This is a genomic window from Prevotella sp. P4-51, assembly GCF_002251455.1.
Lineage (GTDB): Bacteria > Bacteroidota > Bacteroidia > Bacteroidales > Bacteroidaceae > Prevotella.
This window is the reverse complement of the sequence record NZ_NPJM01000026.1, coordinates 1-13684: the sequence shown is the minus strand read 5'-3', so window position 1 is coordinate 13684 and position 13684 is coordinate 1. Positions and strand designations below refer to the sequence as shown.

The following is a 13684-nucleotide window of genomic DNA, read 5'->3' as shown; positions in this document are numbered from 1 at the left end:
ATGCGCGCCGCGTACGATGGCAGTAGAGTCAGGAACGATATCAATCAGGCGGTTATTGCGGTGGGGTCCCACCTCTTCCCATTCCGAACAGAGAAGTTAAGCCCACTTGCGCCGATGGTACTGCAATGCAATGCGGGAGAGTAGGTAGCCGCCCTTTTTCACGAAGAGCCTTGGTCACGACAGTGACTGAGGCTTTTTTCGTTGGTACATGTGTCATATTTGGGCAAAGATGATGATAGTTGCCATCCGATAATCAAATTGAACGTAACTTTTTTTGAGGAAAAAGGTAAACAGTCTCGATGAAATGGAAAAGGCGGCTTGTTTTGGATGGTTACTTTTTCCTAATGCCGATTTGGGATAAATGATAGTTCTCCGGCGTCCATCCCCGTGTAACCCACCCGTCCACACGCTGCAACCACAACAACGCTACACTCCGCCTTGGGGATAGCCACTGACTAAACGATGCTGGTGGTCAAAATAATTGGTTGGTTCTTGATTTATATCGAAAAAAAATGGTACATTTGCATCATGAATATACCTGAAACAGGCAATATAAAATGGAGCGAGACGGTGATAATCGTCGATGCCGATTTCCTGGACCATGTGGCATTTGACCTCATAGTCAACTTTGAACGTATGATAGGCCGCCGCATCCCCCAGGCCGATATAGCGCAGTGGGCTGTGTGTGCCGCTCTCGACGGCGGACTGCGCCCCGGAACCCACGAGACCCAGGTGGTGCTGATACACGATGCCGGCTCGCGCAAGATGGCCAACTTTGCGCCGGCAGACTATGAGGCTGAGCTCGACGGCAAAGCCTTCGCCGACGGGCAGTTGGGCGAGTTTGTCTTCAGCCACATCCCCTCGGGCGAGATGGCTGCCAAGCGCGACATCATCCTCGACCTGCTGAGCACGCTGCTCGGCCACGAGGAGGTAAAGCGGCTGGTAATAGTGCCCGACGACCAGGATGCCGAGCTGATGGACATCGTGAGGTCTACGCTGCGCAACGCCGATGACGACAAGCGCATCACCGTGATGGCCATGCAGCCCATGATGGGCGGCAACTTCCGCCAGGAAATCTTGGGCTACTCGTTGATGAAAGCCTTAGGAATAGAATCTAATGAAATAAAATAAAGTGAAATGAGCAGAGTATTGATGATTGGCGCCGGAGGCGTCGCAACGGTAGCGGCATTCAAGATCAACCAGAATGCCGACGTGTTTACTGATTTCATGATTGCCAGCCGTCGCAAGGAAAAGTGTGACAAGATAGTCAAGGCTATAGGTAATCCCAATATCAAGACAGCACAGGTGGATGCTGATGATGTGGAGCAGCTGAAGGCTCTCTTCAACGACTTCAAGCCCGAGCTGGTAATCAACCTGGCCCTTCCCTATCAGGACCTCACCATCATGGAGGCCTGTCTGGCTTGTGGCTGCAACTACCTGGACACCGCCAACTATGAGCCCAAGGACGAGGCTCACTTCGAGTACAGCTGGCAGTGGGCTTACAAGGAGAAGTTTGAGCAGGCAGGCCTCACCGCCATCCTCGGTTGTGGTTTCGACCCCGGTGTGAGCGGCATCTATACCGCCTATGCTGCCAAGCACTACTTTGACGAGATACACTATCTGGACATCGTAGACTGCAACGCCGGCAATCACCACAAGGCTTTTGCCACCAACTTCAACCCCGAAATCAACATTCGTGAGATTACCCAGAAGGGTCTCTACTATAAGGACGGCGAGTGGCTCGAGACCGAACCCCTGGCCGTACACCAGCCCATCACCTATCCCAATGTAGGTCCCCGTGAGAGCTATCTGATGCACCACGAAGAGCTGGAGAGCCTAGTCAAGAACTATCCCACCATCAAGCAGGCACGCTTCTGGATGACCTTCGGTCAGCAGTATCTCACCTATCTCGACTGCATCCAGAACCTCGGCATGTCGCGTATCGACGAAATCGAATACGAGGCTCCGCTCGCCGACGGCTCGGGCAAGAACGTGAAGGTCAAGATTGTGCCCCTGCAGTTCCTCAAGGCTGTGCTGCCCAATCCCCAGGACCTGGGCGAGAACTACGACGGCGAGACCTCTATCGGCTGCCGCATACGTGGTATCAAGGACGGCAAGGAGCGCACATACTATGTATACAACAACTGCAAACACCAGGAAGCCTACAAGGAGACTGGCATGCAGGGAGTAAGCTACACCACCGGCGTGCCCGCCATGATTGGTGCCATGATGTTCTTCAAGGGACTCTGGCGCAAGCCCGGCGTGTGGAACGTGGAAGACTTCGACCCAGACCCATTCATGGAGCAGCTCAACAAGCAGGGACTGCCATGGAATGAGGTGTTTGACGGTGACCTTGAACTCTAAAACCTGAATAATCATTATGGCAAAGAAAGAAACAAACGAGGAAATGCAGCTGGCACAGGAGGGCAAACTCAAGGCGCTCCAGGCTGCTATGGCCAAGATAGAGAAGGACTTTGGCAAAGGCTCTATCATGAAACTGGGCGACCAGAACATCGAGAACGTAGAGGTGATTCCCACCGGCTCCATCACGCTCGACATCGCGCTGGGCGTGGGCGGCTATCCCAAGGGTCGCATCATCGAAATCTATGGTCCAGAGTCGTCGGGTAAAACCACACTCGCCATCCATGCCATCGCAGAGGCACAGAAGCAGGGCGGCATAGCTGCCTTCATCGACGCCGAACACGCCTTCGACCGCTTCTATGCAGCCAAACTGGGTGTGGATGTCGACAATCTGTGGATTTCGCAGCCCGACAACGGTGAGCAGGCACTGCAGATAGCCGACCAGCTCATCAGTTCGGCTGCGGTAGACATCGTGGTAATCGACTCGGTGGCAGCTCTTACACCCAAGTCGGAAATCGAGGGCAGCATGGGCGACAACAAGGTGGGTCTGCAGGCACGCCTCATGAGTCAGGCGCTGCGCAAGCTCACCGCCACCATCTCAAAGACCAATACCACCTGTATCTTCATCAACCAGTTGAGAGAGAAAATCGGCGTGATGTTTGGCAACCCCGAGACTACCACCGGCGGTAACGCGCTGAAGTTTTATGCCTCGGTGCGTCTGGACATCCGCAAAGGCTCGGCCATCAAGGATGGCGACACCGTGATAGGCAACGAGACCCGCGTGAAGATTGTCAAGAACAAGGTGGCACCTCCCTTCCGCAAGGCCGAGTTCGAAATCATGTTTGGCGAAGGCATCTCCAAGACCGGAGAAATCCTGGACCTCGGCGTAGAGTATGACATCATCCAGAAGAGTGGCAGCTGGTTCTCCTACAATGGTGCCAAGCTCGCCCAGGGCCGTGACGCCACCAAGGCGCTGCTGCGCGACAACCCCGAACTGTGTGATGAACTCGAAGCCCTCATCAAGCAGGCTATCGAAGAGAAGAAAGACTAAGACCGCATAGACCATAAGGAAGCTCTCCCCAAACAGGGAGGGCTTTTTTTGTGCCTTTTCGCGCGTGCGCGCACGTACCTCTATATTATATATACCCCTGGGCGGCGCATCTGTGGCAAGGGCGAGGCTGGCGACTGTCACACTTTTGGCAGAAATGGCCATCGCGGGAATGACACAACTGACATATTTGGCAGATATTTAGTGCGCAAGTCGTCTCTTGGCACACCTTTTGTATTAAGATGGTTGTAAAAATAATAACGTAGAATAAAAATAAAAAACATACAATTATGGGAAAGATTATTGGAATCGACTTAGGTACAACAAACTCTTGTGTATCTGTATTCGAAGGCTCAGAGCCTGTAGTTATCACCAACAGCGAAGGCAAGCGCACAACTCCTTCGGTAGTAGGTTTCGTCAAGGACGGCGAGCGTAAGGTGGGCGACCCCGCCAAGCGTCAGGCCATCACCAACCCTACCAACACGGTATTCTCTATCAAGCGTTTCATGGGTGAGACCTATGCACAGAGCCAGAAAGAGGCTGAGCGTGTGCCTTTCAATGTAGTCAACGAGAACGGTTATCCTCGTGTAGACATCGAAGGCCGCAAGTATACTCCTCAGGAGATTTCGGCCATCATCCTGCAGAAGATGAAGAAGACTGCCGAAGACTATCTGGGTCAGGAGGTTACCGACGCCGTAATCACCGTTCCTGCATACTTCTCTGACTCTCAGCGTCAGGCTACCAAGGAGGCTGGCCAGATAGCTGGTCTTAACGTGCAGCGTATCGTCAACGAGCCTACCGCAGCCGCTCTGGCTTACGGTGTAGACAAGGCCAACAAGGATATGAAGATTGCCGTATTCGACCTCGGTGGCGGTACATTCGATATCTCCATCCTGGAGTTCGGTGGCGGCGTGTTCGAGGTACTCTCTACCAACGGTGATACCCACCTCGGTGGTGATGACTTCGACCAGGTTATCATCGACTGGCTTGCCAACGGCTTCAAGGCCGACGAAGGCATCGACCTGACCAAGGATCCTATGGCTATGCAGCGTCTGAAGGAAGCTGCCGAGAAGGCTAAGATAGAGTTGTCAAGCTCTACTTCAACCGAAATCAACCTGCCTTACATCAGCGCCGAGGGCGGTGTGCCCAAGCACTTGGTTAAGACCCTCACCCGCTCGCAGTTTGAGCAGTTGGCCCACAACCTGATTCAGGCTTGTCTCGTACCTTGCCAGAACGCTATGCGCGACGCCGGTCTGCAGGCATCTGATATCGACGAGGTCATCCTCGTAGGTGGTTCAAGCCGTATTCCTGCCGTTCAGACTCTGGTAAAGAACTACTTCGGCAAGGAACCTTCCAAGGGCGTAAACCCCGATGAGGTAGTAGCCATCGGTGCTGCCATCCAGGGTGCCATCCTCAACAAGGAGAGCGGCGTGGGCGACATCGTATTGCTCGACGTAACTCCTCTGACACTGGGTATCGAGACTATGGGTGGCGTAATGACCAAGCTCATCGACGCCAACACCACCATCCCCTGCAAGAAGAGCGAGGTGTTCTCTACCGCCGTTGACAACCAAACCGCTGTGACTATCCACGTACTCCAGGGCGAGCGTCCTATGGCTTCTCAGAACAAGAGCATCGGCCAGTTCAACCTCGAGGGAATCGCTCCCGCACGTCGTGGTGTGCCTCAGATTGAGGTAACCTTCGATATCGACGCCAACGGTATCCTCAACGTAAGTGCCAAGGATAAGGCCACCGGCAAGGAGCAGGCCATCCGTATCGAGGCTTCGTCTGGTCTGAGCCAGGAGGAAATCGACCGCATGAAGGCTGAGGCCGAGCAGAACGCTGCTGCCGACAAGGCTGAACGCGAAAAGGTCGACAAGATGAACCAGGCCGACTCGATGATTTTCACCACCGAGAACTTCCTCAAGGACAACGGTGACAAGATTCCTGCCGACCAGAAACCTGGCATCGAACAGGCTCTGCAGCAGCTCAAAGACGCTCACAAGGCCGCTGATGTAGCCGCTATCGACAGCGCCATCAACAACCTCAACCAGGTAATGCAGGCTGCCAGCGCCCAAATGTATCAGGGTGGAGCTCAGCCCGGCGCAGGTGCTCAGCCCGGCGCAGACCAGCAGACCAACAGCAAGCCCGATGACAATATTCAGGATGCTGACTTCGAGGAGGTGAAATAAGCACATAGAGAAATAAGAATACAATATCAAATGGAAAGCGTGTAGCTCAATGAGTTACACGCTTTTCTTGTTTTTGGCCGTACACAATAATATTGCTATCTTTGCGTTATTATTATAAACATCTGTACCTTATTTGTACCTGTAAGAAAAAGTAGATATGATGAGAAGAATAGATATTAAGAACTACAAAATGAATGAATTATGGCAGTAGCAAAGTATAAGATAGTACGGAAATGTCCTGTGTGCGGAGAAGAGTTCTTCGCAAGGACTTTGGAGTCCTGGTATTGTTCACCCAAATGCTCCAAGGTGGCGTGGAAGCGTAAGCATGATGAAGAAAAACGCCAACTTGAACTGGACAAGATTGTAAGCAATATGCCCAAGTCTAAAGAGTATATCAGCATAACGGAAGCGTATGCTATGTTTGGTGCAAGCCGCTCAACCATTTATAGGCTCATCTACATGAAAAAGATTTCCTTCATTGAGCCAGAGAAAGGAATACGACTTGTATGCAAAGGAGAACTAATGAATCTGTTTCCGTTAAGACAGTCTCCGCTTGACACCAAGCCAAGGAAACCAGTTACCATGTACCGCATGGAACCAGAGGATTGCTATACAATAGGTGAGATTTCCAAGAAATTTCATCTGGATGACAGCACCGTGTATGCTCATATACGAAAATACTCAATACCGACCCGGCAAATCGGTAATTATGTGTATGCTCACAAGGAATCAATAGACAAACTTTATAAAGATATAAAACCATTATGAAAAGATTAGATTATACTAAAGTCTCCGTCAAATTAAAGAAAAGTGAGTGGAGAGATGAGTGGTTCATCTATCTTGAAGCTTATCCTGTTTATGAGACGGGAAATGACAAACCCAAACGAGTGCGTGAATATCTCAGGAGGTCTATTACTACCCCTATATGGGATAAACGACGAAGCGAGCGAGCCGTTGCTGGTAGAATAAAGTACAAGCCCAAGCGAGATGACAATGGCGTTATTCAGTGTAAATCCAAGCAAGATATGGAAACTTGCCTTTATGCGGATGGCGTTCGAGTCCTGCGTCAAAAAGAGTACGACAACATGGCTCTCTTTACTGACCAGCAAATGGAAATGGCAGAACAAAGCGAACGCTCAAAATGCAATGTTCTGGAGTATATTGAGAAGTTAATCAAAGAAAGAGAGGAAACTGCGTCAGAATCGATAGTTGTCAACTGGCGCAGATTGCACACACTGTTGTCAATGTTTGCCAAGTGTGACTACATACAGTTCTCGCAGATTGACATGAAGTATATTGAGGCATTCCGTTCCTTCTTGATAAAGGCACCGCAGGGTGGTTCTAAGAAAGGAACTATTTCAAGGAATACGGCATCGACGTACTTCTCTATCTTCAAGGCGGCACTCAAACAAGCTTTCGTGGATGGCTATCTGAATTGTGATATTGCTGCCAAGGCTAAAAATATCATGTTTCAGAGTGCTCGAAGAGAGTATCTGTCACTGGAAGAACTTAATATATTGGCAAAGACTCCGTGTGATGATATACTAAAACGGGCAGCCTTGTTCTCTGCACTGACAGGAATGCGACATAGCGATATTCAAAAGCTTAAATGGTCAGAGGTTGAAGAATACAATGGTGGGTACCGTCTCAATTTCACTCAGCAGAAGACTAAGGGCGTTGAATACATGCCTATATCGCCACAGGCATACAAGCTTTGCGGTGAGCGCAAGAAAGACGGAGAACTGTTGGTGTTTGCCGGACTGCCTGACCCTTCATGGATATCTAGGCCTTTGGAACGGTGGGTAAAAGCATCAGGGATTACCAAGCACATCACCTTTCATTGCTTCCGCCACACCTATGCAACGTTACAATTGGCTAACGGTACAGACATATATACCGTAAGCAAAATGTTAGGGCATACCAATGTAAAAACCACGCAAATCTACGCAAAAGTAATTGACAAGAAGAAAGATGAAGCTACAGAAGCTTTTAAGTTGGACATAGATGAATAGTGATTATCATTTGTAAGCACTTAGTATAGAAGACCACTTGTATCAATAAGTCCTTTATTGTACAGGTGGTTTTTAGTGCCTTTCATTTTCAACATTCTATGTAATGATGCTATTGTTTTGGCACTTTAACCTTTCGTGGAAACCAAACATTTATAACAATAAACAGATAAAAATGAAAAAAGACAGCCTTTTTTGGCTTCTCTCTTTTTGAAGAGAGCAAGCGTGTCCACAAACATGTGGAGTGTACAGAAGACTTCTACAGAGAACTGTATGAGTTGTTTGAGATCGCAAGAAGTTGGTATCTTCAAGCTGAAAAGAATCATATGAAGACAGAGTACTTCATAGAACTATTTGAGCGCAGTCACCAATATATTGACTGTGATTGTGCACGTTGTAAGAACTCGCGACAGATGGCAATTGGCATTATTGGTACTTTGTTTAGAGACTCTAAGTGTGTGTCAATAATCAAGAAAAAAGAAGATTATTCCAAGCAGGAACTTATTGAGTTGCTTCTTCAACATGTGGGTACTGGTCTGCCAATCCTTACCCGAAAGAAATCGTCCATCCTCACTTTGGGATGCCAATTGTCAGACAGACAGATGGATTTGTTGGTAGAACTTGTCCAAAGTCACGACATATTTGATTTTGCCGACAACAGTGATGTGCGTAGCGAGTTGTGTCGCCTATTCAAGTGCGACTTGGACGCATCTATCCGTGTAAAGAATGTACGTAATGTAGCCGTACTGTTTGACGCTATGGCTCAATACCATTTGATAAACAATAATTGGCAATATGTCATGGGAGAAGGTCGCTTCTTAACCAGTATCAAAAAGGATGGAACAGAGAAATTCATAACTTCAAGTTGTCTTTCCTCTTCTCTTTCAAGGATAAGAAGAAACGTTTCCATGACAGCAAGTCAATATGCCATCTGCAAATCCATCGAACAGATATTAAGAGAGGAATAAATCACAATAATTCTGCTAAATGAAAGTAAAAACGTGATAGTTTGGTTGATACTGCCTTACTATCACGTTACTTTTTCTATTTAGTGACAGTCTCCCCATAACTTTGCATCAAAAATCATAAAAAATAATTAGCATGGAAGAAAATAGTATAAGATTTGAAGATATTCCCAACGCTATAACGGGGGTACTGAAAAAGCTGTCATCATTAGAAGACAAGATTGATGGTATATATGAACTTGTTCAATCAGAAAAAGAAGAAACATGGTTTACGGTTGCTGAATTATGTGCTTATCTCCCAACACATCCGGTAGAGCATACCATATATTGCTGGACAAGCAATCGGGAAATACCGTTTCACAAGAGAGGCAAACGCATCATGTTCCTCAAATCTGAGATAGATGAATGGCTTCAAGGAACCAAGGGCAAATCGAAGAACGAGATTCAAAGAGAAGCAGAGGAATATGTACTATCTACACAAAGAAAGAATAGACGGCTAATATAACCGTGCTACTGTCTGTAAACAATTTAATTAAGGTACGTGACACATGAATGAAAGACATTTTAGACTCTATGAGCGAATTGTCGCAATAGAAGACAGTTTGGAGGCTTTGGGACCTATTGACAAACTAATAGAGCGAATCGAGGAATTGGAGAAGATGGTCAAGCAGACCAAAACCGTCTTGGGGTTTGACGAAGCATGTAAGTATATTGGTGTTTCTGAAAGCCTGCTATACAAACTTACAGCCGCAAAAGAAGTTCCACACTATAAGCCAAGGGGAAAAATGCTGTATTTTAATAGAGAAGAAATCGACAAGTGGCTGCTCCAAAACAAACAAGAGGTCATTGGAATGGTAACGAAAATAGAAATTGATAATCCGAAAGAATGAAAATGGAAGAAAATAACAAACATGTACAGCCTAACTCAAAAGAGGAAGGAGTACAGCGTCTCAATCGCATATTGAGCGAATCGTTGATAAAGGCAACAGATACTTATAAAACACCTCCTCAGATTATATGGGTTGATAATTCCAGCATAGCCACATTGGGCAACTTCAGTGCTTCTACTGGTAAGGCAAAGGCGAAAAAGACCTTCAACGTGTCTGCCTTGGTAGCCGCTTCCCTCGCCAACGGCAAGGTACTGAACTATCGCGCCAGTCTGCCAGAGGGGAAACGCAAGATACTGTATGTAGATACGGAGCAGAGCCGCTATCACTGCCATAATGTGCTGGAGCGCATCCTGAAGCTCGCTGGTCTACCTACAAGCATCGACAACGAGAACCTTGACTTTATCTGTCTGAGAGAGTACACGCCCTCCGTCAGGATAGAGGTCATAGACTATGCGCTTGCCCAAGACCAAAGCTATGGACTGGTCATCATCGACGGAATCAGAGACCTGCTTCTCGACATCAACAATGCGGGAGAATCGGTCGAGGTCATCAACAAGATGATGGAATGGTCATCAAAGTATGACCTGCACATCCATTGCGTATTGCATCAGAACAAGGGCGACAATAACGTGCGCGGGCATATCGGTACGGAGATGAACAACAAGGCAGAGACGGTGCTTGTCATCACCAAGAGCACCACCAATCCCGACATCAGCGAGGTGAAGGCGATGCACATCCGTGAGAAGGAGTTCAAGCCGTTTGCCTTTACAGTCAATGAGGAAGGGTTGCCAGAGATTGTCGAGCACACGCCGGAGAAGGAAGAAGGTGACAAGCAACCGTCAAGGTTTACTTACCAAGACTTGACATCCGAACAGCATAACGAGGCGCTGACGGCTGCATTCAAGGAGAAACCTATCAAAGGATTCGATCGCATGGTGGAGGAATTAACGCAAGCCTATGCAGACATTGGCTTTAAGCGTGGCAGAAGCGTCATCATCAAAATGCTGAAATACCTGATTAACGAGCAAAAGCTCATAGTGAAGCGGGATAATCATTACTATTTCGGATATACACCTGCCGAGATTGACCTGTTCCATGAAGAGGAATAAAAACAGTTCAGAAACCAGTTTAGTTTACGTCCGTACCTATATATAAGAAATAAGGCCAAAGTAAACCGAAATCGGAGGCTGAATTGGGAAGCGGAAAAGTAGTTTAGCAAATGGTTTAGTTTACGGGTGTGCCTATATAGGAGAAAGGGTAAAGTAAACTGTTTCCATGGACAAAGTAAAACCGAACAAATGAAAGTACAATGAATATTGAACAATCGAAGAAACTGAGCATTATAGACTTCTTAGACAAGGAGAATGTAACGCTGAAAAAGAAGAAGGGCAATGCCTACTGGTATCTGTCACCCTTCAGGGACGAGAAGACCGCATCGTTCAAGGTCAGCAAGAAGGAGAACCTGTGGTACGACTACGCCATTAAGGAGGGCGGTGACCTTGTGGAGCTGGTAAAGCGTATGTATAACAAACAATCCGTTTCCGATGCCCTTGCCTACCTTGCGTCCAAGAGTATTGCCACTGTGGATAAGGCAATCGAGACCGCTATCGCAGCCAAGGAATACACGACAACCAAGATGAACGATGTGAAGCTGCTCCCACTGAGCAACCATTCTCTGCTGTCCTATTTCAGTAGCCGACGGATAGACATCACCATTGGCAGGATGTATTGCAGGGAGATACACTACAAGGTTGAGCAAAAACATTACTATGGCATTGCCTTTGGCAATCTGAGTGAAGGACATGAGGTGCGCAATCCCTATTTCAAGGGCTGCATCGGGCATAAGGACATCACCCTGCTTGCCCATACGTTCAACGAGTGGCAAAACGGTTGTCTGGTCTTTGAGGGCTTCATGGACTTCCTTGCTTATATGACCCTCGTTAAACAGCAAGACCGATGGTTTGTCGTTGAAAGCCCTTGCGACTATATGATACTGAACTCAGTCGCCAACCTCAAACAGGCATTGCATTACCTTGACCGTTACACCCACATCCATTGCTTCCTCGACAACGACCAGGCAGGACGCAAGACGGTTGAGAGCATCAGCAATGTATTCGAGTACAGGGTGACGGACGAGTCCTTCAGATATGCCGACTACAAGGATGTCAACGACTATCTGATGAGGAAGAAACGAACGGCATCTGAATGACATTATAAAGACGAAAACACCATCATTTGATGCAAAAATGGCTCAAATGCATTGAAATTACATATCAAATCTGCACTTTTTCGCCCAAACATGCTTGATTCTCAATTATTATCCTTATTTTTGCATCGTTTTAATACATTATTAAAATGTAGCAGAATGGAATTGAAAAAAGAAATAAGGATATTGGGCAGACGCTTTGAGGTGGAACCTCGTGCCAAGGAAAGCCTGAAAGGCATCACGGTTGGCGAGAAACTCTCATACCGTTTCTATGATGGCACATACCAAGGCACGCCCCTGCTGTTCGTTGAGCCCAAGAAGGGCAATCCCTCTCCACGGACTTGCGCCATCACGGGCAAGCGGTTGACCGAAGCCCTGGGACTGCCTGCGGTGTTTATCCTTGCGCCCGGACCCACCTACGAGCGACACAGACTGGCAGACAAAGGAGTCTTCTTTGTCATGTCCGAGGAATATGCCCATCTGCCAGGCATCATAGCATTGGAGAAGACAAGCAACAGGAAGATTGCCGAAGTATTGACCCCTGTGGCGCAATACATACTACTCTATCACCTACAGGTGGGCAGTATTGAAGGAATGTCGCCAAGGGATATTGCACCGTTGCTTCCATATTCTTACGAAAGCGTCACGTTGGGTGTCACCTGTCTTGAAGATGTAGGACTGTGTCAAAAGATTCAGAACGGACAGCGCAGCAAGGTGGTACACTTCGAGTTGAAGGGCAAGGAACTGTGGGACAAGGCTCAGAACGTCTTGCTGTCACCTGTGGAGAACCGCATCTTTTGCGATGACATACGCTTGGATGCGGAATACCCCGTATGCGGCATCAATGCCCTGGCACATTATTCCATGCTTAATCGTGACCGGGAAGAGATGATAATGATGACAAGCAAGGAATATCGTGCCGTCAAGTCGGCTGATGTCATGGAGAATCCCAACATCTATGACGGCAACTATATCATAGAGGTATGGAAATACCCTGTTGTCAGCAAAATGGGCGACAAAAGCCAGTGGGTTGATCGCCTTTCCCTTGTCCTTTCGTTGAGAGATGATGATGATCCGAGAGTAGAAAAAGAAGTAGAACGAATAATCAGTGAACAGAAATGGAAGGATTAGTCAAGTTCCGTGAAGCATTTGCGGAATACTCAGAAAACTATGTGGTGATAGGCGGAGCAGCCTGTGACATCACCATGACCAATACCGTGGTGCGTCCACGCGCCACACACGACATCGACATGATAGTCATCGTAGAGAACATGACCGAGGCTTTCGCCAATCGCTTCTGGCAGTTTGTGCGGGAGGCTGGCTATCGACCTGAAAAGAGGAAACAGGAGGCTGGTGAGCCACCAAGGTATGAAATGTATCGTTTCCTTGATGGTAAAGACGGCTATCCCGAGATGATAGAACTGCTGTCACGCCACCCCGACGTGCTTGGAGAGCCAAAGGGATTTGTCATAGAACCTATCCCGACCGATGAAGATGTGTCGAGTCTTAGTGCCATCATCATGGACGATGATTACTATCACTTTACTATCGCACACAGCCAACTGACTGATGGCATACGCCATGCCAATTCCGCTGCCTTGATAGCACTGAAGGCAAGAGCCTACCTAAATCTCATGGCAGACAAGCGGGACGGCAAGCATGTGAACACCAAAGACATCAAGAAGCACCGTTCGGACATCCTGAAAAATGTGGTCATAATGACTGAGGACAACATTGAGGCTCCTGCTTCAATAGTGGCATGTATAAGGGAGTTTGTCGCCTCCATCAGAGCCGACTGGTCAACTCTCGCAGAACCATTGTCAAAGTCACTCGGTCAAGACGAGGCATTTGTGACCGGACTGTTAGATCAACTGGATGAATTGTTTATTAGGGTGTCCAGTTAACGGTTCCAAATTCAGATTGCTTTTCTGAATATTTTGGTTCGTTCTGTAACCCAGTTTGTGGACATGTTCTTGGCAGCCCAAGTATCAATGTCCTTAAGTTTAACATTCA

At 47.8% G+C, this 13684-nt stretch carries 13 protein-coding genes and 1 rRNA gene; all 14 read left to right on the top strand.

What is annotated here, in order from left to right; genetic code table 11:
- Positions 1–44: 44 nt before the first annotated feature.
- A 5S ribosomal RNA gene (rrf, locus tag CIK94_RS02695) occupies positions 45–157 on the top strand.
- 371 nt (positions 158–528) lie between these two features.
- Positions 529–1131 (top strand): DUF6621 family protein, encoded by a 603-nt coding sequence (locus CIK94_RS02690; RefSeq protein WP_094421171.1) that lies wholly within the window; start codon positions 529–531, stop codon positions 1129–1131.
- A 6-nt stretch (positions 1132–1137) separates the two neighbouring features.
- Positions 1138–2364 (top strand): saccharopine dehydrogenase family protein, encoded by a 1227-nt coding sequence (locus tag CIK94_RS02685; protein WP_094386278.1) that lies wholly within the window; start codon positions 1138–1140, stop codon positions 2362–2364.
- A gap of 16 nt (positions 2365–2380) precedes the next feature.
- On the top strand, positions 2381–3412 hold the full coding sequence (gene recA, locus CIK94_RS02680; RefSeq protein WP_022311312.1) for a recombinase RecA: 1032 nt from the start codon (positions 2381–2383) through the stop codon (positions 3410–3412).
- A gap of 287 nt (positions 3413–3699) precedes the next feature.
- Positions 3700–5601, top strand: coding sequence for a molecular chaperone DnaK (gene dnaK, locus CIK94_RS02675; protein ID WP_022311311.1), 1902 nt, complete (start codon positions 3700–3702; stop codon positions 5599–5601).
- 201 nt (positions 5602–5802) lie between these two features.
- Positions 5803–6369 (top strand): hypothetical protein, encoded by a 567-nt coding sequence (locus tag CIK94_RS02670; RefSeq protein WP_005812876.1) that lies wholly within the window; start codon positions 5803–5805, stop codon positions 6367–6369.
- Positions 6366–7613 carry a site-specific integrase gene (locus CIK94_RS02665; protein WP_005812874.1) on the top strand — a complete coding sequence of 416 codons (1248 nt, stop codon included), beginning with the start codon at positions 6366–6368 and terminating at the stop codon, positions 7611–7613. Before CIK94_RS02670 ends, CIK94_RS02665 begins: the two co-directional genes overlap by 4 nt.
- A 323-nt stretch (positions 7614–7936) precedes the next feature.
- Complete coding sequence (locus CIK94_RS02660) at positions 7937–8578, top strand: hypothetical protein (RefSeq protein ID WP_173845663.1); 642 nt, start codon at positions 7937–7939, stop codon at positions 8576–8578.
- A 133-nt stretch (positions 8579–8711) separates the two neighbouring features.
- The gene (locus CIK94_RS02655) at positions 8712–9080 is read left to right on the top strand and encodes a helix-turn-helix domain-containing protein (protein ID WP_004320284.1); all 369 of its coding nucleotides are present in this window, start codon (positions 8712–8714) and stop codon (positions 9078–9080) included.
- A 43-nt stretch (positions 9081–9123) separates the two neighbouring features.
- Entirely contained in the window at positions 9124–9465 is a 342-nt protein-coding gene (locus CIK94_RS02650; protein ID WP_005812869.1) for an AlpA family transcriptional regulator, read from the top strand.
- Positions 9466–9467: 2 nt separating this feature from the next.
- Entirely contained in the window at positions 9468–10574 is a 1107-nt protein-coding gene (locus CIK94_RS02645; RefSeq protein ID WP_005812867.1) for an AAA family ATPase, read from the top strand.
- Between the two features lie 200 nt (positions 10575–10774).
- On the top strand, positions 10775–11674 hold the full coding sequence (locus tag CIK94_RS02640) for a toprim domain-containing protein (RefSeq protein WP_005812865.1): 900 nt from the start codon (positions 10775–10777) through the stop codon (positions 11672–11674).
- A gap of 156 nt (positions 11675–11830) precedes the next feature.
- Positions 11831–12802 carry a hypothetical protein gene (locus CIK94_RS02635; RefSeq protein ID WP_005812863.1) on the top strand — a complete coding sequence of 324 codons (972 nt, stop codon included), beginning with the start codon at positions 11831–11833 and terminating at the stop codon, positions 12800–12802.
- The gene (locus CIK94_RS02630) at positions 12790–13575 is read left to right on the top strand and encodes a hypothetical protein (RefSeq protein ID WP_094421167.1); all 786 of its coding nucleotides are present in this window, start codon (positions 12790–12792) and stop codon (positions 13573–13575) included. Before CIK94_RS02635 ends, CIK94_RS02630 begins: the two co-directional genes overlap by 13 nt.
- The last annotated feature ends 109 nt before the right edge of the window (positions 13576–13684 follow it).

Bases quoted from the DNA above. Each gene is read 5' to 3' on its own strand.
- recA (WP_022311312.1), top strand. From the start codon at position 2,381: ATGGCAAAGAAAGAAACAAACGAGGAAATGCAGCTGGCACAGGAGGGC.
- CIK94_RS02665 (WP_005812874.1), top strand. From the start codon at position 6,366: ATGAAAAGATTAGATTATACTAAAGTCTCCGTCAAATTAAAGAAAAGT.
- CIK94_RS02635 (WP_005812863.1), top strand. From the start codon at position 11,831: ATGGAATTGAAAAAAGAAATAAGGATATTGGGCAGACGCTTTGAGGTG.
- CIK94_RS02655 (WP_004320284.1), top strand. From the start codon at position 8,712: ATGGAAGAAAATAGTATAAGATTTGAAGATATTCCCAACGCTATAACG.
- dnaK (WP_022311311.1), top strand. From the start codon at position 3,700: ATGGGAAAGATTATTGGAATCGACTTAGGTACAACAAACTCTTGTGTA.
- CIK94_RS02640 (WP_005812865.1), top strand. From the start codon at position 10,775: ATGAATATTGAACAATCGAAGAAACTGAGCATTATAGACTTCTTAGAC.
- CIK94_RS02670 (WP_005812876.1), top strand. From the start codon at position 5,803: ATGGCAGTAGCAAAGTATAAGATAGTACGGAAATGTCCTGTGTGCGGA.
- CIK94_RS02660 (WP_173845663.1), top strand. From the start codon at position 7,937: ATGAAGACAGAGTACTTCATAGAACTATTTGAGCGCAGTCACCAATAT.
- CIK94_RS02690 (WP_094421171.1), top strand. From the start codon at position 529: ATGAATATACCTGAAACAGGCAATATAAAATGGAGCGAGACGGTGATA.
- CIK94_RS02645 (WP_005812867.1), top strand. From the start codon at position 9,468: ATGGAAGAAAATAACAAACATGTACAGCCTAACTCAAAAGAGGAAGGA.
- CIK94_RS02630 (WP_094421167.1), top strand. From the start codon at position 12,790: ATGGAAGGATTAGTCAAGTTCCGTGAAGCATTTGCGGAATACTCAGAA.
- CIK94_RS02650 (WP_005812869.1), top strand. From the start codon at position 9,124: ATGAATGAAAGACATTTTAGACTCTATGAGCGAATTGTCGCAATAGAA.
- CIK94_RS02685 (WP_094386278.1), top strand. From the start codon at position 1,138: ATGAGCAGAGTATTGATGATTGGCGCCGGAGGCGTCGCAACGGTAGCG.